We start from the raw sequence: 24,160 nt of genomic DNA, 5'->3' as shown, positions 1-24,160 counted from the left end.
TAGCTTGTTAACTAGCCACTTTCGCTAGCAACTTCAGTTTTCGTATCAACATGTAGCTAGCCAATGCTTTTCTGCCAACCGCCATTGCGCCACCTGGATGGCGTAAAATACGCAAAGCAGCGACGCCACCAATCACATACAAAGGTATTTTAAGGCTGCGCCAGTTCTTGTCTAGCGGTGAGGCTGCCTTTGTCAGTGTATCGCTATCAATCAATATATCGATACGCTGTTGCTCTAGCTCCGCTAACAAGGCGGCTTTGCGTTCTGCTCGGCTGGGAGGCTTATTGACGGTGTTGGGTTGAGTCATCCTCATTTACCTCCAACAAGGCTCGGTCAGCGGAGAGTTGCTTAAGTGTTTCTTTTAACAGCGTATGTTGCTTGGCTTGACGAATAGCAATAACCGCTAGTAAAAAACTTAAGGCAATAAGAACGCCTGCACTCACGCCAATCGCAGTAAGCCGATAAGTGTCCCAAAACAGTACGACTACCAGCGCGGTAAGTGTCGCGACGCCTAACAACAGCAACAAAAGGCTAGCCCCTGCTAACAAAAGCAGGGTCAATAAACGAGCGCGCTCCTCTTCTAGTTCTAAAACCGCCAAACGAAGCCGAGTTTCACCATTAGCAATTAATGATTTCAGCAGACGTTTGGCGGCAGAGAAGACGCGTTGTGTTGGCCCTAAAGCCATTAGCGACGACCGAGAAGCATACCCACCACTAGGCCAGCTGCGGCACCAATACCAATACTAGCCCAGGGGTTTTCGTGCACGTAACGATCGCAGCAATCAACTTGCTGAGACAGCGTTTCACGAGTGTCTTCGTAAAGTCGCTCGCCGCGAGCTTCTAAGCGCGCTCGGGTGTCTTTCAGTCGTTTTTCTGCGCGCTCACGAAGGTCACGCATCTCGCCACTTGCATCTTTTGACGTGGCATTCATTAACTCTTCTACGGTTTCACTCAGGTGGCGGAGATCTTCCTTCAACTGGTCAGCACGAGCAGAGGTATCAGTATTACGTTTAGCCATGATGTCATCCTTTGACGAGTGAATATGAATAAGTGACAACTCCAGCATAGCAGCCGTCAACTATAAGACAACCTCGAGCGCTAACGGTTCAGCCCAGTAGCACTGAATAGGGGATTTAAGCTAAAGCCTATGCTGAGACGATGCACACGATTATTGTAGTCAATCATGCTCTCTCCGTAGCCGTAGTAGTACTGTAGATGGGCACGCACATTGTTAAAAGCAGGCCAGCTGTAGTCTATTTGAGTGCCATAGTTACCCGCACTTGGGTTGCCGCGCAGTTGCCCCGCGACCTCGTGGTTACCATTGAGTCGTTTTGCCAGGCGGATATCGCCATACCCGACAAAGCGTTCAATGTCTGGGTTGTCATCGTCGCCTTTGGACTCAGGTACGCGCCAGTGAGGAGCGAGTGAAAGTGCCCAGTCACCGCGTTGGAACGTGCTTTCTAAATAAACTCTGTTCCAACTGCGTGAGAGTGGATCCGAGCGGCCGTTAGACTGATGAATGAAGGAGAGACGATTGCGCGTATTTACCCAGCCTAATGCGCTCCAGGCGTTATCAAAATCAATAAAAATTTCAGGCTCGTAGTTAGTTTCCCGGAAGGGGGAAGAAGCATCGGTATTATAGGCTTGCCACCAGCTTCGCTGTGTGTAGGCGAAATAGACATCGCCAATGTCGCCAAACACATCCTCTGCAAGGTTGAATTTGGCGCTAAACTGAAATTTCACTTCGACGTCGTTAGGTGAAGAGTCTTCAGAAATGCTACTAAAGTTTTCAGCGTTCTGGTTGGTGCTATAACTAATCGGGAAAAGATAATTAGTTCGGTGAGTCGTAATGGCGAACGGATTACGAGTTGACTCATGCTCAAATTGGCGTCGCTCACTGAGATCCTCAAGCGCCATTTCTTCTGGAAGCAGCTGCGAACGGACTGTGGGCTCGTTTCCTGCCGGATCTTCAACATGTTGCAGCTGTTGGCGCAACTGATAAAGTTCGGTGTTGAGCGCGCGGATACGAGCTTCAATTTCCTCGCGTGTCTCTGCAACGGCGCTTTCAGTGCCTAGCAAAACAATTAAACTTGTTAACAGCAGTTTTCGAATGACCATCAAAATGGCTCGCAAATAAATAAAAGGCAGTTATCAGAGTCTCTTCTATACACGCCACTCGCGTAAGTCAACTCCCCCTGTGCGTCAAACGCGTTAGATTGCGTAAGAAGCCAGAACGCCTGACAATGGCAATCTTCCTGATTGGAGTAGTATACATGTCGATGAGGCATATCTAACGTGGTCAAAAATGCACTGAAAGCACTTCCATGGCTCTTCCTTATTTATCTATTGTTAACCATTCCTGGTGCCGTATACGCTCAGGCTGCGTTGCTTGATCAAGTCCCTTCTGAGGAGCAGCTATCTGAGCGATTAGCGGAACTTGAGTCTCAGGAAAGCGAGCTAACCACCGAGCAAAGTCAGGTGAAGGAAGCTTTATCGGCTGCGTTGCAAAGCTATGAACGCCTTCGCGCGGTTGAAGAGCGCATTGAGGCGTTAGAGCAACGGGTTGTCCAAGCGCCCGACATATTGCTTCGCCTAGAGCGTGAGCTAAACGAGGCGGAAGAACAAAGCCGACAGTTATCAGTGGATAATCTTAGTGATATGCCGCTGAATGAGCTGGAAATGCAGCAGGCAGAAGCGGTGGTAGAGCTCCAGCAGCTTCAAAGCCAATTAGCCGAAGCTAACTCTCAGCTATTGGCCGCGCAAACACTGCCTGAGCGTGCTCAGCAAGCAATTTCAGATGCTTTGCAGCGAGCTGAAAATTTACGACGCCAGTCTGATGAGCGAGAAGCCTTGCTGGGTGATCGTCAGCTATCGGCACGCCACGATGCGCAATTAATTCAGTGGCGCATTGAGCGAGCCCTTGCAGAACAGGAAGTAAACCTGAATCAGCGTGAACTAAGCGCCAACAGTCGGCTGCGAGAGTTGGCTCAGGAGCGCCGGGAACTCATTGAGCTTCAAATAGACCAGCAGGAGCAGCAGCTTAATTTATTGCAAGGCGTCATTGATCGCCAGCGGCGGCTTCAATCCGAACAGGCTATTGCCGACGCAGCAAAGAATGATCCACTGATCGCTGAAGGACACCCTGTGGTGCTCAATGCTCAGCAAACGAACCAAGCGCTGAGCCTTGAACTGTTGCGAACGACGGATAGAGCGAATGGCATTATACGTGAAAATATTGAGGCCCAGCGCCAGTTGGATCATGTGCGGCAACTTCAGCGAAGCCTGAACGAACAAATTGATGCTATTCGTGGTAGCCAATTGTTGTCGCGTATTCTTAGAGAACAGCGCCAGTCGTTACCTTTAGTCGCTCCAAGGCGTGATTTGCAAGATGAAATTGCCGATTTGCGTCTCAAGCAGTTTGATTTGATTCGGCAGCGTGATCAATTGCGTCAAAGTGATCGCTTGGCAGCCCAGCGTTTGCAGGAAGCTGGGGTTGATGTCACGCCTGGATTGGTGGACTCACTGACGCGACTTTACCAGTCACGCCGTGAATTGGTAGAGCAGCTTGAACAGTCTTACAGCAGTCTGCTGAGTGCCGCTATTGAGCTTAAACTTAATCAACAACAGCTATTAGAGACGACGCGAGATTTACGGGCGACCATTGATGAACAGCTATTCTGGGTAGCTAATAGTCGTCCTCTAGATTTCAATTGGTTACGACAAATTCCCCACAGCCTTCAACTGGAGTGGCGAGAAGGCGAGTGGCGGGCGGTTTTGCCCTCTCAGTGGAAAGGTTTTTCTTGGAGAATGCTGATTGGCACGCCGCTTATTTTGCTTGGCGTGGTTCTGGTTGGGCTGCGCCGGCGAATTAAAGCACAGCTTGCGCTCATTCACTCACAAATTGGTCGACTGAAAAGTGATACTCAGTTGCATACCACCAAGGCGGTGCTGCTAAATGCTCTTCTTGCGTTGCCTGGGCCGTTGGGATTGGCAGGTATTGGCATAGGCCTAAGTGAGGCTGAAGGTGCACTGGCAAGCAGTGTTTCGCCAGCGCTTCTGCAACTGGCGCTTAGTTGGGTTGTCGTGGCCTGGGGCCGTCGGCTCCTCGTTCATGATGGGGTTGCTGAGCGCCATTTCACCTGGGCTCCTGCTTATACAGCGCGGTTGCGTAAGCTGCTGGGTGGTTTCGGACTAGCGTTAGCGCCAGTGGTCGTTATTGCCGCGCTCTCTGGACAAATGGAAACACCGCTGGCGTTGCGCCCAGTAGCGATAGGGCTTTTTGCCGCGGGCTTGGTGGCAATGAGCTGGTGGTTGGCACTATTAATCCTGGCCCATGTGCCATTTTTCGGTGTACGACTCTTTCGGTTGGTGTTAGGTCTAGCAATGGCTTCAGTGCCGCTAGTACTCCTTGGGCTTGTGGTGTGGGGATATGAGTATACGGCGTTGCGGCTGGTTGCTCGCTTTGCAATCACCCTTTACCTGTTGGGCTTGTGGGTCGTCGTTGAGGCCACTGTCGTGCGTAGTTTAGCCGTTGCAGCACGGCGGCTAGCTTACCGACGAGCGCTCGCTAGACGTCGTGCTCAAGTACAAGAGGGCGCAGAAGGTGGGGCGGAGGTCGTTGAAGAGCCACCTTTGGATATGGAGAAAATTAACTCTCAGTCGCTACGCTTATCAAAGTTGATTTTGTTGATTGGCTTCAGCGCCCTGCTGTATCTGGTGTGGGCAGACCTGCTGGCGGTACTGAGTTATTTAGACCAAGTTTCAATATGGGATGCACAAGAGGGTAACTTGGTTGGAGACGCACTATCGATTTCCGATGTGTTTACCTCGCTCCTTGTGATTGCCATCACGTTTATTATGGCGCGTAACTTGCCTGGCTTGTTGGAAGTAATGGTGCTTTCACGCTTGTCATTAAAGCAGGGTAGTGCTTATGCCATTAGTTCTCTGCTTTCTTATACCATTGTTGGTACTGGCGTAGTGATGGCGTTGGCCACTCTGGGTGTTTCCTGGAATAAATTGCAGTGGTTGGTGGCGGCGCTGAGTGTGGGGTTAGGTTTTGGTCTTCAGGAAATATTCGCCAACTTTATTTCTGGCTTGATCATTCTGTTTGAGCGACCAATTCGGATTGGTGACACTATCACGCTGGGTAATCTTCATGGCACGGTAAGCAGGATTCGCATCCGAGCGACTACCGTGACCGACTTTGACCGAAAAGAAATTATCATACCGAATAAAACGTTTGTGACGGACCAGCTCATTAACTGGTCGTTGTCGGATAACGTGACCCGCGTGGTGCTGACCTACGGTGTTGCTCATGGGTCTGATCTGCCTTTAGTGCATAAATTGCTGCGCCAGGCTGCCGACGAAAATGAACGAGTGTTAGAAGACCCAGAACCTCAGGTTTTCTGCCTTAACTACGGGCCGCACAGCCTGAATTTTGAGCTGCGCATTTTCGTTAACGATTTGCTTGACCGCCTGTTTGCGGCTGACGAAGTTAACTGCCGGGTCGACGAGCTGTTCCGTGAAGCGGGCGTTAAGGTGGCCTTCGAGCAGATGGACGTGTGGCTGCACCGCGACCGAGGCGAGTCGGTTAAAGTGCAGTCAGCTAACCGACTGCCTCCTGCTAACCTAAGCTAATAACTAGGTTAGCATCGGGGGGGGCTTGTGTTTAAGTACTGGTTTTTAAACGCTTGGTTCTCCATGTTTGGTGGCGAACAGTAAAAACTCCCGATTACCGTCACCACCGGTAATCGGGCTTTCCTGCCAGTGACTAATGACTAAGCCGCACTCTGTACAAGCATCACGTATCTTTTGTTCTACGTCTGCATAGTGGCTAGCGTTACGCACGATGCCACGCTTATCCAGTGAGCCTGGTGCTAACTCAAACTGTGGCTTTACCAATGAGAGTAGTTGCCCTCCAGAGGAGAGAAGGGAGGCGATCTCAGGCAAAATCAGGGTTTGCGAGATGAACGAAACGTCCATCACGGCTATATCGATAGGGTGTTTAGCCACGGCGTGTTGAAGGACTGTCGATGATGCCATGTGACGAGCATTTAAGCCTTCAAGACACGTGACTCTCGGGTCATCACGTAAGCACTCGGCTAGCTGGGTATGCCCGACTTCAACACCGATAACATGTCGGGCGCCAAATTGAAGTGAGCAATCGGTAAAGCCTCCCGTTGATTGGCCAACGTCTAACACGTTGCACCCTTCCAGGCGCATGTTTAGAGCGTTAAGAACGCCCTCTAATTTTAATCCTGCCCGGGAAACGTAACGCTCCTCCGGGTCTTCATCAATATGAAGCGGAGTATCCAGCGGCCATTTTTCAGATGGTTTTACGAGTGGCGTGCCATCTTGAAGAAACACGCGACCGTTGCGAATTAATCGCTGCGAGCGTGTACGTGAACTGGCCAGCCCTTGGCTGACCAATAATTGGTCTAATCGTGTTAGTTGAGTCATCGTCGTCAATATGGCGGTTATTAAACGCTGCTAGCGAGTCTCGCTACGGAGTATGTGGCCCTTTGTCTGCCTGCAGTTCGGTAGGGGGTAAGCGGCTAGCTCCCCAGCTGCGATGCAGATAGCCTTTTACAGATTCAAGTTCTTCTTCCGTTACTGTGGCCAGCTCGCCACGCTCCAACGGATCAAAGTGGTAAATATATAATCGAGACGTGAACTGTGCGAAGGGGAGCGAGGCTTCGCCAAAGCGTTCTCCGTTACCTGAGGTGCTAACTTTAACGCCGTCTCCCCAATCTTGGCCGCTGTCGTTATTGGGGTTGTAAAAATAGATCCTCATCACATCGTTGGGATCTAACGAGGCGCGCAAAATGGTAATTGCATGCCAACCAATAAACCGGGCAGCACTGTCAGTGACGGCAATGCCAGCAGGCTGAGGATGAATTAGCGGTTGGTTGCCATTGTAGTAAGGGTGATAGCTGGCGTAGAAGTGACGAATAAAGCTATCCACACCGCGAAGTTGGCCGGAGGCAACATCAACGTTGATGCTAAAGCCCCGACCTGACCACCACCCGTGAAATTCTGGGTTAACCCAGCGATGGGGGTCGCCTTCGCGGCCAATGCAGCGCCTGCCCATCTCCGCGTAAATACGGTCAAGATGGGGGACAACGATCAACGAGGCTGGGTCAAGATCCATCGGAAGCTCGGAGGCAACGCCTGAGGCGCTCTCCATTGAAGAGATTGGCTGACCCTCGAAATGCATAATGATTTCATCATCACGCGCAGCCCAAGCCACCATTTGCAGTAGATAGTCAGGGTCGTTATAAGCCCACATAGAAAGCGCTCTCGCTGACTGGCAGGTAGGGTTGTTGCCCTGTCCTACACCCAGCGGCAGTCCTAACATGCAAAGCACACCTTCAATTAAACGTGCGCGGGGTGATGCATCTTCACCATAGGCAAGATTCAAGCGTGCTTCTGACCACTCTGAAAGCTTTAGATTTAGCTGCCGCCACATCGCTGGAGCAACCGGGGGCTGATAGAGAATGCCCCGTTCAAGTAGCAGTGCCAAGCCATACACTGCTTGGGCGGTGGCGGGATAAACACCCCCGCGAATCAGTGCATGCACCAGCTCGCGATAGCAGAGTAGACAGTCGCGCCCCGTCGAAGAGAGACCTAATGCCTCTGATAGAAGGTGGTCGCCCTCTTCGAGTAGATAGCGCATCAGTATCGTGTGATAGGGCGATACCAGCCCTGTGTCATGCATCGCACGAGCGAAGCCAGTGGATTCCGCTTGCAAAGCCGCGTTATCCATACGTTCCAGTCGTTCACGGTACAGCTCAACGCCGGGGTCTTCACGACAAGCTTGGGTTGGTCCGAAAAGCGAGCTAACCAGCCTGTCAGCCCCTTGACCACTTGCCCCCAAATCAATTGCTGGATTAACTTGGCACAGCGCAATTTGGGTGATCATCTGTTTTATGGCGTCAACCTGAATAGGGCGCTGTTTTAAAATGCGCCATATTTCATCAATCAGTTGATCAATAACGTGTTCGTAGCCAATTCGGTCGGCTAGGTGTTGAAACAGTTGCCTGGGAATAGTCGCTAATCGACCCTGGGTTTCCCGTTCGGCTTCGCTAGGTGCGTTAAATAACAGCCACAGATTGATGGCCATTACTTGGGTTAAATAGTGGTGTGCATGCTCTTGGGATACCAGAGCATGTAAGTAATCACCTTTGGCGACTGCTAAAAGTCGCAGCTCACTCAGCGCCTCAATAACGACCACATTGGCGTCAGGGCTTTTCAGAGAGAACGTTGTGAGGGTAGGTACTAGGAACTGTGGGGTTTCCCAGTCTGAGCCTGCAAACACACCGGCGGATTCAAAATCCGCCGCGCGTGCTTCGAGGGCAGCGCAGCCGCCCTCCTGCATCAAGATTCGGCGCGCAGTATCCATTACGCGGGGCAGTTTCGCCGGTTTAGAAAAAGCAGGCGCCTGCGAAAGCAGGCGCACTGCATCATCAAATTTGCTCAGCAATCCATTGAGCTTGCCATCTTCAGTTGAAGATGCCTCTTGATTGATCGTCACATTGACTCCTTATCCCAGCCGAGGCAGGGATTATACATAGAAGTCGAGGTCTTCTTGGCGTTTAAGCAGATCACGCAGTGTGTGTGCGTCTTCGCCTTTAAAGTAGACCAAGCCCCAGTGGGTACCAAACGCCGTACGTTTAGTGACGGTTTCTTCAACCGGTGATGTCAGCTCGTGGGATTCAAAATAGGGGTGATCCTCTGTTTCTTCAGGAATCTCCAGGCGGCTAACAACCCGGCGGCGGGGATAAACGCCAAAGCAGCCCGCAAACCCATCTGCATCCACCACTTCTTTGGGAAAGAAAGCAGCGACTTCTTCTTTTGTGCTTTTAGGATCGAATACCAGCATAGACGCCTGATAGGCGTTAAATCCGTAAACCCGCTCGAGAAGTTCGAAGACTTTAAAGCCGGGTGGGCGGTAAGCGACTTCGCCAAAGTACATTTCACCGTCGCTGGTGACAAAGTACTCGGGATGAATGAGACCGAATTCAATATCAAACGCTTTGATCAGCTTTTCGATTTGTGCCGTAATCTGTTCGCGGTATTTTTCAAGCTCTGGAGACGCGGGCACAAATACTGAGTAGCCAAGTGTGACGTACTCTGAAATATTCAGGAAAGCGATTTTGCCATCGTGAATCCACGCTTCTACGGCGAATTCCCAGCCGTCTAAGTGAGACTCCATCAGCACAGGGAATTCTTCGTCCGGAATAGTATCGACTTCATCCGGTGTGCGAATAACGCGGTGGCCAAGACAGCCAGCCTTATCGAACGCCTTCAGGTGGATAGGGTCGTTGGGGTCGCCATCCAACTTGAGTAGCGTCTGATTAACGCGTTTAAGAAAGCGCACTACGTCATCTTTATCGTGGGCTTCTTCGAAAATACCCACGCGAATGCCACCAAGCTGGGCGCGGCGCTTCATCAATGCTTTGTCGCGAAGCAACAGCGATTGCCCGTAAATACGTGGATTGTCGAGTAGCACTGAATTAATAGCGCCTGCCCACTCAACGGTTTCCTCATAGAGCGGGATAGCGACGTCGACGCCTTTTGCTTTCAGCGTTTCAGCAATTTCGATGGAGCGATCATTGAGACGCTCAAAATTCCAGGGAACGTAGGGGATGTCATGTTTCTGGCAGTACTCCTCGGCCCAATCGGGTGCAACCACGATGTAGCGGCGGTCAAAATTCTCAGCCGCTTCGATCGCATTGAGGCTCCAACCTAGTAGGGCGATATAGCCCTTATTGGGATCCTTTTGCATGACGGTGACTCCTGTGGGTGAGTGAATAAAGTTGCCATACCACTTACTTCACCATACACGATAGGGCCTTCCGTCGGCTAATTAGCAGCCTCTGAAGGTGAAAGTAGCCAAAAATAAGCGCTTTTGAGGGTGGCATATTAAAGAGCAAACCCCTGAGTATGTTAGGCTAGGCTCCTTAACATTATGTTCAAGTGGCAAGAGGAATAGGCCAAGATGGCGGCCAAGCCGATCTACCGTGTGGTGGTTCACCAGCAGGGTGAAATATGGGATTTATACGTCAGAGAAATCTTTCAAAGCGAACTCTGGGGCTTTATTGAAGTCGAGGAGTTTGTCTTTGACGATGCGTCGCGGGTTGTTGTTGATCCAGGGGCGGAAAAGCTACAGCGTACCTTTGAAGGTGTTAAGCGCAGCTATCTGCCGCTTAACGCCATTGTGCGTATTGATGAAGTAGAACGTGAAGGCCCTTTGAAAGCAGTTAAAAGCGATGCTCGCGTCGCAGAGTTTCCTCGTCCCTTTCCATTGCCGCCTCGTGGAGAAGGGTAAGCGCCTAGACAAGCGCACCGCTTTGAGCGATACGCGCGACGGCTTCGTCTGCCTCGCGCGTTTTTACAATCAGGACATGACGTTATGCAAGTAAATAAACTTCGTAGTAGTTGTTACGCCACTGCCGTTGGCGTGTTGTTGAGTATCGGAGGAACCCCCGCATTTGCCCAGTCTGATAACCAAGCTTGGGTAAGCGATGAGTTAAGCACGTATGTGCGTAGTGGCCCAACCGATGGTTATCGCATTGTGGGAACGTTAAATGCAGGTGAACAGGTCGAAGTGCTTGAAACAAGCGGCGATTATACCCGCGTACGTAGCAATAGCGGCGATACGGTGTGGGTGCTAAGTAGTGAGCTACAGCAAGACCCGAGCGCCCGTGAACAGTTACCCGTACTACAAGCCCAAGTCGATGAGCTTACCCAAGAACTAGATGGTATTAACGATACTTGGGATCAGCGCGTTTCTTCTATGGCGGAAACACTTGATATTCGTGAAAAGCGGATCGTCGAGTTAGAAGCGCGTAACCACGAGCTTGATAGTGAAGCTGAGCAGTCTCGCCAGCAGGTGCGTGCCTTACAGGCGCGACTAGACACGCAGGAAGAAGATCTGCTTATGCGCTATTTCATGTACGGTGGTGGGGTTGCGGGTGCTGGGTTATTAGTGGGTCTGATTGTTCCCCATTTGCCGCGTCGTCGTAAAAAGAGAGACCGCTGGTTTTAAAGCGACGTTAAAAAACAAGCGTTACGTATAAATTTCGAGTACGAGGTGGCCGCAATGGAAAACCCCTGGCGCCAACGTTGGCAAGAGGGACGTATTGGCTTTCATTTGTCCGATACACACTCGGCGCTGGTCCAGTACTGGCCTACGCTTAATGTGACGCCTGGGGCCAAAGTACTTGTGCCGTTATGCGGAAAAAGCCTGGATATGCGTTGGCTAGCAGATGAAGGGCACCCCGTGTTGGGGATCGAGTTGGCTCCTGAAGCAATAGAGCAGTTTCTGGCCCAGCGCAGTGCGAGTGTATCGCGCTATACCCAGGCAGGTTTTAATGTCTCACGCCAGGGTAGCGTTGAATTGTGGTGCGGTGATTTTTTTCACTTGCATATCAAGCAGGCAGCAGAAGTGGGCGCATTTTATGACCGAGCTTCATTAATTGCACTGCCTCTGGCTACTCGAGAGCGCTATGCCTTCCACCTTGCCCAATTAGTGCCGCCTGGTGCTAAAGGGTTATTAGTGGGGTTAACTCACGATGAAGACAATGCCGGCCCGCCTTACAGTGTGCCCAACAGTGAAATTGAGCATTTGTTTATGCCCAACTTCCGTGTTGAATTGGTTGAGAATAGAGAGGCTGATGAGCGGGGACGCAGCGAAAGCGTTTGGGTCCTGGAGCGTCGTGGCCCGCACCTATAAATCTGCCCGTAAAGCGGGCAGATGTTCTCAGAATAAGCTATCAGGATAAAACTGTTTAGCGAGCGAGTAAGCGGCCCAGCTCTGGGTCACTAAACGCACGATTTAAACCATCACTTAACAAATCGTTTAGCATGCGTGTATTGGCATCTTCGCCGGGCTTGATGGCATAGCCTTGGGTGCGTCGCGAGGTGTAAGTGCCGGTATACGTCGTGCCTTTATTCTGGGCGATTGCCCGAAAAACCCCTTCAATACGCGCTTCGCCGACTAGCGGCTGTCCGCTGTTACCTCTGGCATAGTTAAGGCTTGCAAGTTCAAGAGTAATGCTCGGGCGGCCTTGGGCAGCATCGCGAGTAGGAGTGAACCCCATATCGCGTACAGCGCGTTCTGCTTCGGCTTGCAACTGCGGAATGAGCTCATGACTGCTCACGGTAATCTGCGCGGTAGACATACTGCCACCTGAGCGTGTTCCAATCACTTCACTTTCCCTGGCATCAGCAGCTATCACGGTGACTTGCTGGCCGGAGCCTGTCTGCGGCACGCTGGCGCTGCGCTCTGGGCTTAGCTGTAGGTACTGAGGGCTAGCGCAGGCTGCTAGCAAAACGCTGGTAAGCAGCGCACCAGAGAGGTGTAAAAAATGGCGCCGACGCATGGTCTTCCTCCGCTATGGCTAAAACGTCAGTATAACGCGGGTAGTGTGCTGGCGGTATGTCCTGGTGGCGTGGGTTGTGCCATCGCTTTCAACGCCATGTCGGGAGAAGCGCCGTCAGCGATATCGAACAAATGCGTTAGGCTGTTTTTTGCTGTCTTCATAGTGAGTACAAAATAGGCATAGCGATGACGTTCACAGATCTGTTTGAAAACGACGACATGAAGTTGATTAACCTGCTTCCACAAGATGGGGCGGTCTATTATCACGGTAAAATTCTAGAGACGGCCACTGCCGATATATATCTAGCTAAATGTCGGGGCGAACTAAGCTGGGAGCATGATCGAGCGTTTATTTACGGAAAAGAGATCATTACTAAGAGGAAAATAGCCTGGTATGCGGATGAGCCTATCTCTTATACCTACTCTGGATATACGAAGATGGCGTCAGTGTGGCCTGGTTTTTTACAAGAGATTAAGCAGGTAGTGGAGAGTAGCTGCGGTGAAGTATTTAATTCGTGCTTGTGTAACTTCTATAGTTCAGGCGCGGAAGGTATGAGTTGGCACAGTGATGCTGAAAAAGACCTGGTTGAGAATGGTGTGATTGGAGCGTTGAGCCTAGGTGGCGAAAGGAGATTTTCGTTTAAACATAAAAAAACAGGAGAGAGTCTATCGCTTAATCTAGAGCACGGTAGTCTGTTGGTGATGAAAGGTGCCACGCAGCAAAACTGGCTACATAGCCTGCCTAAAACCAAGAAAGATTGTGGGCCGCGGGTGAGCCTAACGTTTAGGCAAATGCGCTAACCAGCTGTTGATACAGGCTGATAACTTATCTGTCGCGAGTTAAAGAAAGGTAGGAGGTGGCAGCTCTAAATCGGTCGCGAACTAAAGCTGCCCTCTGCTTGTACAGTTGTGCTTGTGCCGTTGTTGGCATGCCCTAAGCGGCGCGGCTTTGCTCCGTCACCTTTGACTCTGTTGCGGGGAAACGGTGCCATTGCCGTGGATGGACGAAGAGGCGTTGTCCGCGGCGCATCTCAAGCTGTTCAAAATCAGCATGGCGCACCGTTGCAAGCCACGGCTTAGCCAGCCAGTCGGCTTCCAGCTCAACACGCACTTCAGCACCTACCGGTGAAATGGCCGTAACCGTCACCGGCAGATGACTCTCTGCACTAGGCTGCTGGGCAAGGCGCACTTCATGAGGGCGTAGCAATAGCTCTTCGTCACCGTCAGGCAAGTCAACAGTGAGATGAGCGTCGCCGCAGGTGAGCACGCCTTGATGTACTTTGCCTTCTAAGTGGTTAACGTCGCCAAGGAATTCAAATACAAAACGATTTTTGGGCGAACGATAGAGCGTTTCAGGCGTATCAATTTGCTCGATACGTCCGTTACTCATCACCACTACACGGTCAGACAGCTCCAGCGCTTCTTCTTGATCGTGGGTAACAAACACGCTGGTAAAGTTAAGTTCTTCATGCAGGCGGCGTAACCAGCGTCGTAGGTCCTGGCGCACCTTGGCATCCAGCGCACCAAATGGTTCATCCAATAACAGCACGTCAGGCTCAACGGCCAGGGCGCGTGCAAGCGAAACACGTTGCTGCTGGCCGCCAGAGAGCTGGGCAGGCAAACGGTTCGCTAAATGCTGCAGTTGAACCATTTCCAGCAGCCTAAAGACACGGGCGCGAATCTCGCCGTTGGATGGGCGGCGCTTTTTGGGCATCACGGTTAACCCAAAGGCTACATTGTCGTACACGCTCATATGGCGGAAGAGAGCGTAGTGTTGGAAAACAAATCCAATGCGGCGATCGCGAACGTGAACGTTAGTTACATCGCGGTCGCCGAACAGTATTTTACCGGGTTGAGGAGAGCGGTCAGCGCTCTCCAAGCCGGCAATAATACGTAAAAGTGTGGTTTTTCCTGAGCCAGACGGGCCAAGCAGGCCGACTAGTTCGCCTTCATGAATGTCCAGATTGATCGGCTCAAGCGCTTGGGTATTGGCAAAGTGCTTGGAGATGTTCTGTAGGCGAATACTCATAAAAATGCCTCCTGGCGCGCTGCGCGCCATTCCAGGCCTGCCTTGGCCGCAAGGGTTAACAGGGCAATAAGGGCCAGCAGCGCGGCGCTGGCAAACGCGCCCACCGCGTTGTAATCCTGATAAAGCTGCTCTAGATGCAGCGGTAAGGTGTTGGTCTTTCCGCGAATAGCCCCAGCGACCACCGAAACGGCACCAAATTCACCCACGGCACGCGCGTTGGTGAGGATGATCCCGTAGAGCAGTGCCCAGCGAATGTTAGGTAGCGTGACACGTCGGAAGGTGGTCCAGCCGCCAGCGCCGAGGGTCACGGCGGCTTCTTCTTCTCGGGAACCTTGGGCCTGCATAAGCGGAATGAGTTCGCGGGCCACAAACGGGCAGGTCACGAAAATAGTTACCATTAAAATGCCGGGCCAAGCGAACATCAGTTGAATATCGTGGGTATCTAGCCAACTGCCAATCCAACCATTACGGCCATATAGCAACAGATAGATAAGCCCGGCCACTACGGGGGAAACGGCAAATGGAATATCGATCAGCGTTTGTAAAATACGACGGCCCGGGAAACTGAAGCGGGTAACCAGCCACGCCAAGGCGACGCCAAATACTAGGCAAATCGGTATGGTTAATAACGCAATGACGAGCGTCAGGCCAATCGCGTGCAGGGTGAATGTATTGCTAACGTTGGCCCAAAAGACCATCACGCCTTGGGAGAAGGCTTGGGCAAAAATTGCCACCAAAGGTAGCAGCAAAAATAGCGCTGACAGCAACAGAGCGGCGCCAATCAGTAAACGCCGCACAGCGGGTGCATCACCAATCCGGCGCATTAGCCTGTTCCTCCATGCAAGCGGCGCACAAAGCGGCCTTGCCAAATATTGATCGCCAGCAGTAGGGCCAGTGACACAAAGAGCACGACGGAGGCAATTGCGGAGGCACCAGCGTAGTCATACTCCTGCAGTTTGACGAAAATCATCAGCGCAGTGATTTCGGTTTCGTAGGGCATATTACCCGCGATAAAAATAATCGCCCCGAACTCACCTAACGAGCGCACAAAGGCTAGCCCGGTGCCAGTAACGAGAGCTGGCCACAGGTGCGGCATAATCACGCGCCGAAACGCCACGCCATCGGTTGCGCCAAGAGACATCGCTGCTTCATCAACTTCTGCGGGTAAATCCTCCAGCACCGGCTGTACGGTGCGTACCACAAACGGGATGCTGGTAAACGCCATGGCCAGTGCAATACCTACCCAGGTGTAGGCTACCTGGAATCCTAGCGGCTCTAATAAGCTGCCCATCCAGCCGTTACCCGCATACAGCGTAGCGAGGGTAATACCTGCAACCGCTGTGGGGAGCGCAAAGGGAAGATCCATTAAGGCATCTAGAAGGCGCTTGCCGGGAAACTCATAACGAACCAGTACCCAGGCAAGTAGTAAGCCAAATACCGCATTAACCAGCGCCGCGACAGCCGCTGCTCCTATGGTGACCATGTAACTGGCCACCACACGGCCTTCGGTAATAATGGCCCAGTATTCGGCAAGGCTAAGCCCTGCCAATTGGCCAAACAGCCCGGTGATCGGGAGAAGGAGGACCAGCGAAATGAAGAGAACGCTGATCCCCATAGATAGGCCAAAACCCGGCAGCACGCGTGCGCTGCCGGACCGCCATAATGCTAGCTGGCTCATGGGGTTCCGTTAACGACGTTGCAGTTGATCAAGTAGGGCGCCGCCTTCAAAGTGGTTTTCCATTGCTTCTTCCCAGCTACCAAACACATCTTCAACTTCAAGAAGTTCGGTATCGGGGAATTGATCGGCAAATTCGGCCACAACCGTTTCATCGTGAACGCGATAGTTAAAGCCCGCCAGCAAGCGCTGGGTGTCTTCACGGTAGAGATACTCAAGGTAGCTCTGGGCAAGGTCGCTGTTGCCATTGCGCTCAGCATTTTCACCCACCACCGCAACGGGGAACTCTGCCAGAATGCTGACCGGCGGCACGATGACCTCGTAGTCGTCGCTGCCGTATTCGCCACGGATGTTGTTTACTTCTGATTCAAAGCTGATCAATACGTCGCCAATGCCGCGTTCGATAAAGCTCGTGGTGGCACCACGGCCGCCGGTATCAAACACCGCAACATTGCGCAGGAAGGTGCGCATGAAGTCTTGAATCTTTTCTTCATCACCGTCGAACTCATTTTCCGCAAAGCCCCAAGCCGCTAGATAGGTATAACGGCCGTTGCCGGATGTTTTAGGGTTAGGGAAGACCATTTGTACGTCTTCTTTCACCAAGTCATCCCAGCTCTCAATACCTTTCGGGTTGCCTTTACGCACCAAAAACGCCGTAGTGGAGTAGTAAGGGGATGCATTATTGTCGAATGCGTCTTGCCAGTCTTCGGCCACTAGGCCCGCATCCGCAAGTACTTGAACATCCGTTACTTGGTTAAAGGTAACGACATCCGCACGCATTCCTTGCATAATCGCGCGCGCTTGCGCTGAAGAGCCGCCGTGGGATTGGCTAATGGCAATCTCTTCACCGTACTCTTCTTGCCACCACGCTTGGAATTCCGGGTTGATAGCCGAAAACAGTTCACGGGCAATATCGTAAGAGGAGTTCAGTAACTCGCGCTCTTGCGCCATCGCCGTGTTTGAAACAGCTGTGGCAGCCACAGTAGCGCCAACAGCGGTAGCTATCAGGCTGCGGCGCAGGCCAGTACGGAAAAAAGTAGATCGCGTCATTACAGGCTCCTTACATCTGGGGGCGATTTAATCGCAATGAGGATAAGGTTAAACCTGTGATTGTGGAATTACAATTATGTTTTATATTCTATTTGGAAATATGTATTTAAAGATATGCATTCATTGCTGGCTGAGCTTTAACGGCAGGGAGATGGGGCTTCTTAGGTGGCTCTGGTAAGATAGGGGCCTTCCTTTTCCCCTGTTAACCTAGGAATGCACTATGAGCGCTGAGCAGGACTTCCTGATTGCCCCTTCGATTCTTTCCGCTAATTTCGCGCGTCTTGGTGAAGAGGTCGACAATGTGTTGGCCTCCGGAGCCGATATTGTCCATTTCGATGTCATGGATAATCACTATGTGCCGAACCTGACGATTGGGCCGATGGTCTGCAAAGCTCTGCGCCAGCACGGCGTGACGGCGCCTATAGACGTCCATCTAATGGTTAAACCCGTGGATCGTATGATCGGCGATTTTAGTGAGGCTGGGGCGAGTTACATTACGTTTCACCCGGAAGCTTCGGAGCATGTTGATCGCTCGCTACAGCTAATACGCGATAGCGGCTGTAAAGCAGGGCTGGTATTTAATCCGGCAACACCGCTTTCGTATCTCGATTATGTCATGGACAAAATTGATATGGTGCTGTTGATGAGCGTTAACCCGGGCTTTGGCGGTCAGTCATTCATTCCCGGCACGCTGGATAAATTGCGTGAGGCCCGGGCACGTATCGATGCTTCAGGTCGTCCGATCCGCTTAGAAATCGACGGTGGCGTTAAGGTAGATAACATTGCCGATATCGCCGCTGCGGGTGCCGACACCTTCGTCGCTGGTTCAGCTATTTTTAACGCTCACCAGTCAAGCGACCCGCACGGTTACGATAGCGTTATCCAGCAAATGCGCGCCGAGTTGGCAAAGGATAACGGCTAAGCGAATAGCTTAATGCAATTTCATGCGGGGCTTTAAGTAGCGGTTTAGCTTATCAACCAGCCATGCGAGTCCCGTTTTGGGCGCGCCATGAATAGATAGCTGATGCATTCGATAAAGTGAAGCGTAGGCTTGGCGCGCTAACCAACCCTCTAGAAATAGCCCACGAGACGCGGAGCTGCGCATCAAGTTTCCTACAGCATCGTAGCGGGCGAGCGACACCAGCGAACCGTGGTCACGATAAGTAAAGCTTTGCAGTGGTTTGCTATCCAGGCAGTGCATCAGGTTTTTGGCGAGTAACGTTGCCTGTTGATGAGCAGCCTGTGCCCGGGGTGGCACGGAGCTGCCTTCGCCCTGAGGGCAGTCGGCACAGTCACCGATGGCAAAAATATAAGGGTCATCAACGCTCTGCAGCGTTTGGTGGACGTTAATTTGATTTTTCTTATTAGTGGTTAGGTCTAATTCAGCCAAAAATGGCGGTGCTTTGATGCCCGCTGCCCACACGTTCAGATCCGTTTCGATAACCTCGCCATCGCCGGTTACCAATTGATACTGCTGAGCTTCTTGAATAGCGGTACCGACGTGAACGGTGACACCCATACTTTCCAGTTCTTGCTGCACTGTTTCGCTAATACGCTCTGACAAGCCGGGCAGCAGTCGGGGGGCCGCTTCGATGAGGTGTACGCTAATCGTTTGGTGGTCAACAGCGGTTACGCCGTAGGCGTTAAGTAAGCGCGAAGCATCTAAAAGCTCTGCAGAAAGCTCTACGCCCGTTGCGCCGCCGCCCACTATGCCAATGGTCAGTTCGGCGTTTTGGCGCAGCGTTGGATCGGTATAACGCAAAAAGGTATTGATCATATCGCGCTGAAACGCTTTGGCCTGCTGAGGCGAATCAATAAAGTGGCAGTGTTCTGCAACGCCCGCTGTTCCAAAATCATTGGAAATACTGCCGAGCGCTATTACTAAATAATCGTAAGTTAGTTTTCGAGAGGGAAGGACTTCGACGCCGTCTTCATCTTTGATTGGTGCTAGGTGAATGACTTTTTGTTCGCGATCAAGGCCATTTAAAGAGCCGCGTTGGTAGCGGTAATGGTGCGCGGAAGAGTGGCCGCGGTAATCCACTTCATCCATGCTGGAGTTCAATACTCCGGTCGCGAGTTCGTGTAAAAGCGGTTTCCATACATGGGTGGCATTGCGATCTAGCAGGACAATCTCGGCACGCTTTTTTTTGCCTAGCGTACGTCCTAAGCGTGTTGCTAGAGCAAGCCCGCCAGCGCCACCGCCGACAATCACAATTCGGGGGATGGTCATTACTTTCTCCTCGGCTAATATGGTCACAGCATAGAGCTTTCGGGCGTGGTTGGCGACGTGCTAAGTCGGTAGGATAAAAGAATCAGCTGCGATTACATTTACTAACGGCCATTTTTTGAAAAATATTTTTGTGTAGAGTAGGGAGAAAAAGCGTGCATGCCATTTTGCAGGGTAAACGGTTAATTGCATTTGATTTAGATGGCACTTTGATTGATTCGGTCCCGGATCTAGCGATAGCGGTTCAGCGCTCGCTCAGCGATGTTGGGCTACCTGCGCCCAGCGAAGAGTTTGTGCGTGACTGGGTGGGTAATGGTGCACAGGTACTTATTGAAAGAGCACTAACCTGGGCGCTCGCTGATGCGCCAGGGCAGGTATTGCAAACCACCGCCTATGAAGCTTTTATGCGCCATTACGGTGCTGCCCCCAATGCGCTAACCCGGCTCTACCCAGGCGTGCGAACAGCGCTGCATGATTTGCATAAGGCGGGCTATCCGCTGGTGCTGATTACCAACAAGCCTGAGCGCTTTATTGCGCCAATTCTGAGCCACTTTGATCTGCTAACGCTCTTTACACATTGCATTGGCGGCGACACGCTTGCCGAGAAAAAACCCAGCCCGCTGCCGCTACTTCATGTGGCTCAGCAGCTGGATATCCCTCCTTCGGCAAGTGTCATGGTAGGCGATTCACGCCACGATATCACCGCAGGCAAAGCTGCTGGCTTTACTACCGTGGCGTTACCTTACGGCTATAACCACGGCGAGCCAATTGAGCATAGCCAGCCTGATTTGATCATTAGCTCATTGCTGGCGTTGACGGAGTAAAACAGCCGATGTTGTTGTGCTAGGGCTACTTCTCTGCCCGTGCGCCGCCTAGGTATTCATGCATTAATTCAGCGTTATGGCGCAGCATAGCAGGGTAGTTATAGGCGGAGCCGTCGGCATCGCTCAAGGTATCTACGTATAAAGGCCCTGCCAGCGAAAGCTCCGTTTCTCGGGCATGCGCATCCATGTGGATATAGGGTGAGGTGCTTTCATAGAACAGTGCAGGCGGGCGTTTTTGTGAAAGGTGCATGCTCATTGCTTCCATCGCCTGCGCGCTACCAATTGTCTCACTGCCAATCCCCCAAATGGCTGCGTACTCAAAATCGTAAGCACGGGCAAAGTAGGCCATGGAGGCTTCGCTGGTAGTGAGCATGCGATTCGTTTGCGGAATGCCTTCCAAGCGCTCCCTGAGTTGATGATCTAACAGCGCCAGTGCTTCACGAGTTTCAGCGGCACGCGAGGCAAATGCATCAGCCTGCTCGGGATAGCGTTCGATAAGCGTTTTTTCTATCACATCAACATAAGCGGCTGCCCCTTTGGGGTCCATCCACATGTGCGGATCAGCGCTGTCTTTATATTGGCCAACCGGAATCGCTAGCGGCACATAGTCGGCGCTTTCTGCAAGCGCTGTCAGCGTTAGTGTGTCGTCTGCCATGGCTTCAATATGCCGTATCCATGGCTCTAACCCATACCCGTTGTAGAAAACAATGTCAGCTTCCTCGACAGCCAGGGCATTTGGCGGTTGAAGCTCCCAGCGGTGCACATCTTCACCCGTAGGCACAATAGTGGTAATGCTGATGCTGTCGCCCGCGACACGCTTCACTAAATCTTTAATGACTGAAAACGAAGCGATGACGTTAAACGAGGTGTCTCCCAGCGCGTGAGTGCTGCTGACAGTCGTCATCAATACGAGCGTTATTATCCAGGGTGCTCGATTGTCCATGCCACGCTCCTAACGCATTAAAAAGTCGGCAGATGATAAAGACAGTCAAGGCCTGTTGCCAGTTTCGTTATGCTGTCAAATTGTTTAAACCTAGCAGGAAGGGCTAGCCAGTCGCTTTCAGGGTTTTTGATTACCTTGAAAAGCTCCTCACAATTTACTGATAAACTCAGCGTTTGTTCCTCACTGAAAATTACCCGAGTATTAGAAGTGCGAATGTCTTAGCCGACCCTTGGCCCTGCAAGTGGTGCTTGGGTTGGGGTATCATCCCTACCAAGGGGTTTGATTAATGTGATGGAGTAGCTGCGGCGATGGCGCAAGTGCAGGTAGTGCAACGTGTATTGATGATCGATAACTACGACAGCTTCACATTCAATATCGTCCAGTACCTGGGTGAGCTGGGTGCCGAGGTCATGACCTATCGCAACGATGAGCTTACCCTTGAACAGATTGACGCCTTAGCGCCTACTCATCTAGTCATTTCACCGGGGCCGTGTACCCCTAATGAGGCGGGCATATCGTTGGCGGCGATTGACCACTTTGCGGGTAAACTGCCTATTTTGGGGGTTTGTCTTGGGCATCAGGCGATTGGACAAGTCTACGGTGGTAAAGTGGTGCGAGCGCCCCAGGTGATGCATGGTAAAACATCTGCCGTTGTACATAGTGGGCAGGGTGTTTTTAGCGGGCTTGAAAACCCGTTAGAAGTGACCCGTTATCATTCACTCGTGGTAGACAAAACAAGCTTACCGGAGTGTTTTGAAATCACTGCCTGGACCGCAGACGATGACGTTACGCCAGGGCTGATAATGGGCTTTCGTCATCGCAGCCTGGATGTTGAAGGGGTACAGTTTCACCCTGAGTCAATACTCACGCGCCAAGGCCATGCGCTATTGGCTAACTTTTTAAAACGCGGCTGATTGCCAAATTTATACGCTTTAGGGGCTTTTCTGTTCATGCAAATGCGAGATGCAATTAACGCGGTGATGCGCCGCGAAGACCTCTCTTTCAATGCGATGCACGCGCTAATGCGCCAGATCATGACCGGCGAAGCCTCCGATGCGCAAATTGGTGGCCTGCTAGTGGGACTTGCCATGAAAGGCGAGAGCGCCGAGGAAATTAGCGCGGCGGCACAGGTTATGCGCGAACTCATGAAGCGTGTTGAACTGCACACCGATAACGTAGTGGATATTGTCGGCACCGGTGGTGATGGTGCAAATCTGTTTAATGTTTCTACGGCGGCTAGCTTTGTTGCGGCTGCTGGGGGCGCTCATGTCGCCAAGCATGGTAACCGCAGCGTCTCTTCTTCGTCGGGCAGTGCAGACCTTTTTGATATCGCTGGCATTTACCTTGATCTTAAGCCTGAACAGGTAGCACGCTGTATCGAACAGGTTGGCGTGGGCTTTATGTTTGCCCCCAATCATCACCCGGCTATGCGCTACGCTATTGGGCCGCGTCGGGAGATGGGCGTGCGCACGCTGTTTAACATCCTTGGCCCGTTGACTAACCCCGCAAGTGCACTTAACCAGGTGCTGGGGGTTTACTCGCCGGAGCTAGTGCCGTTGATGGCTGAAGTGCTGCGCAAGCTCGGCAGTCGCCACGTGTTAGTGGTGTGCTCTGAAGATGGCTTGGATGAAATTTCCTTGGCAGCACCCACGCGCGTAGCTGAACTAAAAGATGGCGAAATTACTGAGTACACCATCACTCCAGAAGAGTTGGGTATTGAGCGACAAAGCTTAGCTACGCTTAAAGCAGCCAGCGCTGAAGACAGCTTACGACTGGTAAAAGCCGCATTGAGTGGCGAGGGTGCGGCGGCAGATATAGTGGCCCTTAATGCGGGTGCCGCACTTTACTGCTCTGGTGTGGCCGACAGCTTAAAAGAAGGGGTGATGGTGGCCCAGGATGCGCAGGCCTCAAAGTTACCGCTAGAGAAGCTTCGAGAGCTTTCACACTTCACTAGCGTCTTTAAAAGGTAAAAAATCTAATGACTGATCAGGCAACGCCAACAATTTTAACGCGTATTTTGGCTCGTAAAGACGAAGAGGTAGCCGAGCGCCGACAGGCGGTTTCTGAAGCAGATCTGCTGGCGTTGGCTGACAAACAAAGCGCCCCCCGTGGCTTTATTGCTGCACTGAATGCGCGTATTGCCGCTGGTGACGCAGCGGTTATCGCTGAGGTGAAAAAAGCTTCGCCTTCCAAGGGCGTGATGCGCGAGGATTTTCATCCTGACGACATTGCCAAACGTTATGCAGAGGGCGGCGCAGCCTGTTTGTCGGTATTGACGGATGCCGATTTCTTCCAGGGGCATGAAGACTTTCTGATCGCTGCCCGCGATGCCAGTGACCTTCCCGTTATTCGTAAAGATTTTATTACCCATAGCTATCAGGTAACCGAGGCGCGTGCCATCGGTGCAGACTGCATCTTGCTGATTGTCGCTGCCCTAGACGACACCCAACTGCGCGATCTGCACCAACAAGCCAATGCGTTAGGCATGGATGTACTGGTAGAAGTGCATGACGCTGTTGAGTTAGAGCGTGCTCTAGCGCTGGATCTAAAACTGGTGGGCATCAACAACCGTAATTTGCATACCTTCGAGACTAGCCTGAACACCACATTAGACCTGCTGCCGCGCATTCCTGAAGGCGTCACGGTCATCACTGAATCCGGAATCCACACCCGCGATGACGTGGAGCTAATGCGCGACCATGAGGTGAACGGTTTCTTGGTTGGTGAAGCCTTTATGCGTGAAGAGGACCCTGGCCAAGCCCTCAAGCAGCTGTTCTTTTAATCGAGGGTGTTAAAACGTTGATTAACTTGCCCGCTTGAGGCACGTAAGTAGCGCCTGAAGCGGGTGGTGCAAAGTTTGCGCTGAGTAGCGTTTCACCTGGCTACGGCAGGAGTAGCCGGTGGCGAGCAGCTTGCCCGTGTTTTCGTCGGCTTCCACCTGGGGCTGCCAGGATTGGGCATAAATGGTTTTCGAGGTTGCGACATTACGGGTTTCATGGCCGTAGGTGCCGGACATACCGCAGCAGC

General features: G+C 52.0%; 26 protein-coding genes. 10 read left to right on the top strand and 16 right to left on the bottom strand.

The window, feature by feature from the left end; all coding sequences use genetic code 11:
• Positions 1-7: 7 nt before the first annotated feature.
• The 4 genes from JFC11_RS17680 to JFC11_RS17665 form a co-directional block, all read right to left on the bottom strand.
• Positions 8-307 (bottom strand): YqjK family protein, encoded by a 300-nt coding sequence (locus JFC11_RS17680; RefSeq protein ID WP_038482757.1) that lies wholly within the window; start codon positions 305-307, stop codon positions 8-10.
• Complete coding sequence (locus JFC11_RS17675; RefSeq protein ID WP_095602296.1) at positions 282-686, bottom strand: phage holin family protein; 405 nt, start codon at positions 684-686, stop codon at positions 282-284. Before JFC11_RS17675 ends, JFC11_RS17680 begins: the two co-directional genes overlap by 26 nt.
• Complete coding sequence (locus JFC11_RS17670; RefSeq protein ID WP_030070257.1) at positions 686-1,018, bottom strand: ElaB/YgaM/YqjD family protein; 333 nt, start codon at positions 1,016-1,018, stop codon at positions 686-688. The genes JFC11_RS17675 and JFC11_RS17670 overlap by 1 nt, the downstream gene beginning before the upstream one ends.
• An 80-nt stretch (positions 1,019-1,098) precedes the next feature.
• A complete protein-coding gene (locus tag JFC11_RS17665) occupies positions 1,099-2,118 on the bottom strand; it encodes a phospholipase A (RefSeq protein WP_038482765.1) in 1,020 nt (339 codons plus the stop codon).
• Between the two features lie 177 nt (positions 2,119-2,295).
• On the opposite strand from JFC11_RS17665, the gene mscK reads away from it, so the two are divergent.
• A complete protein-coding gene (gene mscK / locus JFC11_RS17660) occupies positions 2,296-5,637 on the top strand; it encodes a mechanosensitive channel MscK (protein WP_198350178.1) in 3,342 nt (1,113 codons plus the stop codon).
• 45 nt (positions 5,638-5,682) lie between these two features.
• On the opposite strand, the gene JFC11_RS17655 is transcribed toward mscK, so the two are convergent.
• Genes JFC11_RS17655 through JFC11_RS17645 form a run of 3 tightly spaced genes read right to left on the bottom strand, consistent with a single transcriptional unit; the run spans position 5,683 to position 9,787 of the window.
• Positions 5,683-6,459, bottom strand: a complete 777-nt coding sequence (locus tag JFC11_RS17655; protein ID WP_198350177.1) for a TlyA family RNA methyltransferase — start codon at positions 6,457-6,459, stop codon at positions 5,683-5,685.
• Positions 6,460-6,502: 43 nt separating this feature from the next.
• A complete protein-coding gene (locus JFC11_RS17650; protein ID WP_120385451.1) occupies positions 6,503-8,533 on the bottom strand; it encodes a hypothetical protein in 2,031 nt (676 codons plus the stop codon).
• A gap of 30 nt (positions 8,534-8,563) precedes the next feature.
• Entirely contained in the window at positions 8,564-9,787 is a 1,224-nt protein-coding gene (locus JFC11_RS17645) for an ATP-grasp domain-containing protein (protein ID WP_198350176.1), read from the bottom strand.
• 213 nt (positions 9,788-10,000) lie between these two features.
• On the opposite strand from JFC11_RS17645, the gene JFC11_RS17640 reads away from it, so the two are divergent.
• The 3 genes from JFC11_RS17640 to JFC11_RS17630 all read left to right on the top strand — a co-directional run bounded on the left by JFC11_RS17640 (position 10,001) and on the right by JFC11_RS17630 (position 11,737).
• Positions 10,001-10,330, top strand: coding sequence for a DUF1820 family protein (locus JFC11_RS17640; RefSeq protein WP_009100748.1), 330 nt, complete (start codon positions 10,001-10,003; stop codon positions 10,328-10,330).
• 84 nt (positions 10,331-10,414) lie between these two features.
• Complete coding sequence (locus tag JFC11_RS17635) at positions 10,415-11,050, top strand: TIGR04211 family SH3 domain-containing protein (RefSeq protein WP_038482780.1); 636 nt, start codon at positions 10,415-10,417, stop codon at positions 11,048-11,050.
• Positions 11,051-11,104: 54 nt separating this feature from the next.
• Positions 11,105-11,737: a thiopurine S-methyltransferase gene (locus JFC11_RS17630; protein ID WP_038482783.1), complete on the top strand. Its 633-nt coding sequence runs from the start codon at positions 11,105-11,107 to the stop codon at positions 11,735-11,737.
• A 55-nt stretch (positions 11,738-11,792) separates the two neighbouring features.
• Here JFC11_RS17630 and JFC11_RS17625 read toward each other — a convergent pair whose 3' ends face one another.
• Both JFC11_RS17625 and JFC11_RS19130 read right to left on the bottom strand, forming a co-directional pair.
• Entirely contained in the window at positions 11,793-12,386 is a 594-nt protein-coding gene (locus JFC11_RS17625; protein ID WP_095602290.1) for a YajG family lipoprotein, read from the bottom strand.
• Positions 12,387-12,412: 26 nt separating this feature from the next.
• Entirely contained in the window at positions 12,413-12,547 is a 135-nt protein-coding gene (locus JFC11_RS19130) for a hypothetical protein (RefSeq protein ID WP_267900573.1), read from the bottom strand.
• Between the two features lie 24 nt (positions 12,548-12,571).
• On the opposite strand from JFC11_RS19130, the gene JFC11_RS17620 reads away from it, so the two are divergent.
• Positions 12,572-13,186 (top strand): alpha-ketoglutarate-dependent dioxygenase AlkB family protein, encoded by a 615-nt coding sequence (locus JFC11_RS17620; RefSeq protein WP_038482790.1) that lies wholly within the window; start codon positions 12,572-12,574, stop codon positions 13,184-13,186.
• Between the two features lie 133 nt (positions 13,187-13,319).
• Here the strand turns inward: JFC11_RS17620 and JFC11_RS17615 are convergent, their stop codons facing one another.
• From JFC11_RS17615 to cysP, 4 genes are read right to left on the bottom strand one after another with little or no spacing between them, the layout of a single operon-like run.
• Positions 13,320-14,414 (bottom strand): sulfate/molybdate ABC transporter ATP-binding protein, encoded by a 1,095-nt coding sequence (locus JFC11_RS17615; RefSeq protein ID WP_120385449.1) that lies wholly within the window; start codon positions 14,412-14,414, stop codon positions 13,320-13,322.
• Positions 14,411-15,238 carry a sulfate ABC transporter permease subunit CysW gene (gene cysW / locus JFC11_RS17610; protein WP_038482796.1) on the bottom strand — a complete coding sequence of 276 codons (828 nt, stop codon included), beginning with the start codon at positions 15,236-15,238 and terminating at the stop codon, positions 14,411-14,413. The genes JFC11_RS17615 and cysW overlap by 4 nt, the downstream gene beginning before the upstream one ends.
• Positions 15,238-16,092, bottom strand: coding sequence for a sulfate ABC transporter permease subunit CysT (gene cysT / locus JFC11_RS17605; RefSeq protein WP_095602286.1), 855 nt, complete (start codon positions 16,090-16,092; stop codon positions 15,238-15,240). The genes cysW and cysT overlap by 1 nt, the downstream gene beginning before the upstream one ends.
• A gap of 9 nt (positions 16,093-16,101) precedes the next feature.
• A complete protein-coding gene (gene cysP, locus JFC11_RS17600) occupies positions 16,102-17,139 on the bottom strand; it encodes a thiosulfate ABC transporter substrate-binding protein CysP (RefSeq protein ID WP_198350175.1) in 1,038 nt (345 codons plus the stop codon).
• Between the two features lie 220 nt (positions 17,140-17,359).
• On the opposite strand from cysP, the gene rpe reads away from it, so the two are divergent.
• The gene (rpe, locus tag JFC11_RS17595; protein WP_198350174.1) at positions 17,360-18,061 is read left to right on the top strand and encodes a ribulose-phosphate 3-epimerase; all 702 of its coding nucleotides are present in this window, start codon (positions 17,360-17,362) and stop codon (positions 18,059-18,061) included.
• Positions 18,062-18,070: 9 nt separating this feature from the next.
• Here rpe and JFC11_RS17590 read toward each other — a convergent pair whose 3' ends face one another.
• The gene (locus tag JFC11_RS17590) at positions 18,071-19,369 is read right to left on the bottom strand and encodes an NAD(P)/FAD-dependent oxidoreductase (protein WP_198350173.1); all 1,299 of its coding nucleotides are present in this window, start codon (positions 19,367-19,369) and stop codon (positions 18,071-18,073) included.
• Positions 19,370-19,521: 152 nt separating this feature from the next.
• On the opposite strand from JFC11_RS17590, the gene JFC11_RS17585 reads away from it, so the two are divergent.
• Positions 19,522-20,190, top strand: a complete 669-nt coding sequence (locus JFC11_RS17585) for a phosphoglycolate phosphatase (RefSeq protein WP_198350172.1) — start codon at positions 19,522-19,524, stop codon at positions 20,188-20,190.
• A gap of 25 nt (positions 20,191-20,215) precedes the next feature.
• On the opposite strand, the gene JFC11_RS17580 is transcribed toward JFC11_RS17585, so the two are convergent.
• Positions 20,216-21,133: a metal ABC transporter solute-binding protein, Zn/Mn family gene (locus JFC11_RS17580; protein ID WP_198350171.1), complete on the bottom strand. Its 918-nt coding sequence runs from the start codon at positions 21,131-21,133 to the stop codon at positions 20,216-20,218.
• Between the two features lie 308 nt (positions 21,134-21,441).
• Between JFC11_RS17580 and JFC11_RS17575 the strand changes: the two genes are divergently transcribed.
• Genes JFC11_RS17575 through trpC form a run of 3 tightly spaced genes read left to right on the top strand, consistent with a single transcriptional unit; the run spans position 21,442 to position 23,915 of the window.
• Positions 21,442-22,047 carry an anthranilate synthase component II gene (locus tag JFC11_RS17575; RefSeq protein ID WP_038482817.1) on the top strand — a complete coding sequence of 202 codons (606 nt, stop codon included), beginning with the start codon at positions 21,442-21,444 and terminating at the stop codon, positions 22,045-22,047.
• Positions 22,048-22,083: 36 nt separating this feature from the next.
• Positions 22,084-23,103: an anthranilate phosphoribosyltransferase gene (gene trpD / locus JFC11_RS17570; RefSeq protein ID WP_038482819.1), complete on the top strand. Its 1,020-nt coding sequence runs from the start codon at positions 22,084-22,086 to the stop codon at positions 23,101-23,103.
• 8 nt (positions 23,104-23,111) lie between these two features.
• Entirely contained in the window at positions 23,112-23,915 is an 804-nt protein-coding gene (gene trpC, locus JFC11_RS17565) for an indole-3-glycerol phosphate synthase TrpC (RefSeq protein WP_198350170.1), read from the top strand.
• Between the two features lie 21 nt (positions 23,916-23,936).
• On the opposite strand, the gene JFC11_RS17560 is transcribed toward trpC, so the two are convergent.
• Positions 23,937-24,160 (bottom strand): hypothetical protein (locus tag JFC11_RS17560; RefSeq protein ID WP_198350169.1); only part of this gene is annotated, 224 nt, incomplete at its 5' end.

Origin of the sequence: Vreelandella alkaliphila (assembly GCF_016107625.1) — a bacterium.
GTDB classification, from domain to species: domain Bacteria; phylum Pseudomonadota; class Gammaproteobacteria; order Pseudomonadales; family Halomonadaceae; genus Vreelandella; species Vreelandella alkaliphila.
The sequence above is the reverse complement of the archived record's forward strand: the minus strand, read 5'-3'. Positions and strand labels throughout refer to the sequence as shown.

Coding starts and splice junctions, on each gene's coding strand:
- JFC11_RS17680 (WP_038482757.1), bottom strand. CDS start 307: ATGACTCAACCCAACACCGTCAATAAGCCTCCCAGCCGAGCAGAACGC.
- JFC11_RS17675 (WP_095602296.1), bottom strand. CDS start 686: ATGGCTTTAGGGCCAACACAACGCGTCTTCTCTGCCGCCAAACGTCTG.
- JFC11_RS17670 (WP_030070257.1), bottom strand. CDS start 1,018: ATGGCTAAACGTAATACTGATACCTCTGCTCGTGCTGACCAGTTGAAG.
- JFC11_RS17665 (WP_038482765.1), bottom strand. CDS start 2,118: ATGGTCATTCGAAAACTGCTGTTAACAAGTTTAATTGTTTTGCTAGGC.
- JFC11_RS17655 (WP_198350177.1), bottom strand. CDS start 6,459: ATGACTCAACTAACACGATTAGACCAATTATTGGTCAGCCAAGGGCTG.
- JFC11_RS17645 (WP_198350176.1), bottom strand. CDS start 9,787: ATGCAAAAGGATCCCAATAAGGGCTATATCGCCCTACTAGGTTGGAGC.
- JFC11_RS17640 (WP_009100748.1), top strand. CDS start 10,001: ATGGCGGCCAAGCCGATCTACCGTGTGGTGGTTCACCAGCAGGGTGAA.
- JFC11_RS17635 (WP_038482780.1), top strand. CDS start 10,415: ATGCAAGTAAATAAACTTCGTAGTAGTTGTTACGCCACTGCCGTTGGC.
- JFC11_RS17630 (WP_038482783.1), top strand. CDS start 11,105: ATGGAAAACCCCTGGCGCCAACGTTGGCAAGAGGGACGTATTGGCTTT.
- JFC11_RS17625 (WP_095602290.1), bottom strand. CDS start 12,386: ATGCGTCGGCGCCATTTTTTACACCTCTCTGGTGCGCTGCTTACCAGC.
- JFC11_RS19130 (WP_267900573.1), bottom strand. CDS start 12,547: ATGAAGACAGCAAAAAACAGCCTAACGCATTTGTTCGATATCGCTGAC.
- JFC11_RS17620 (WP_038482790.1), top strand. CDS start 12,572: ATGACGTTCACAGATCTGTTTGAAAACGACGACATGAAGTTGATTAAC.
- JFC11_RS17615 (WP_120385449.1), bottom strand. CDS start 14,414: ATGAGTATTCGCCTACAGAACATCTCCAAGCACTTTGCCAATACCCAA.
- cysW (WP_038482796.1), bottom strand. CDS start 15,238: ATGCGCCGGATTGGTGATGCACCCGCTGTGCGGCGTTTACTGATTGGC.
- cysT (WP_095602286.1), bottom strand. CDS start 16,092: ATGAGCCAGCTAGCATTATGGCGGTCCGGCAGCGCACGCGTGCTGCCG.
- cysP (WP_198350175.1), bottom strand. CDS start 17,139: ATGACGCGATCTACTTTTTTCCGTACTGGCCTGCGCCGCAGCCTGATA.
- rpe (WP_198350174.1), top strand. CDS start 17,360: ATGAGCGCTGAGCAGGACTTCCTGATTGCCCCTTCGATTCTTTCCGCT.
- JFC11_RS17590 (WP_198350173.1), bottom strand. CDS start 19,369: ATGACCATCCCCCGAATTGTGATTGTCGGCGGTGGCGCTGGCGGGCTT.
- JFC11_RS17580 (WP_198350171.1), bottom strand. CDS start 21,133: ATGGACAATCGAGCACCCTGGATAATAACGCTCGTATTGATGACGACT.
- JFC11_RS17575 (WP_038482817.1), top strand. CDS start 21,442: ATGGCGCAAGTGCAGGTAGTGCAACGTGTATTGATGATCGATAACTAC.
- trpD (WP_038482819.1), top strand. CDS start 22,084: ATGCAAATGCGAGATGCAATTAACGCGGTGATGCGCCGCGAAGACCTC.
- trpC (WP_198350170.1), top strand. CDS start 23,112: ATGACTGATCAGGCAACGCCAACAATTTTAACGCGTATTTTGGCTCGT.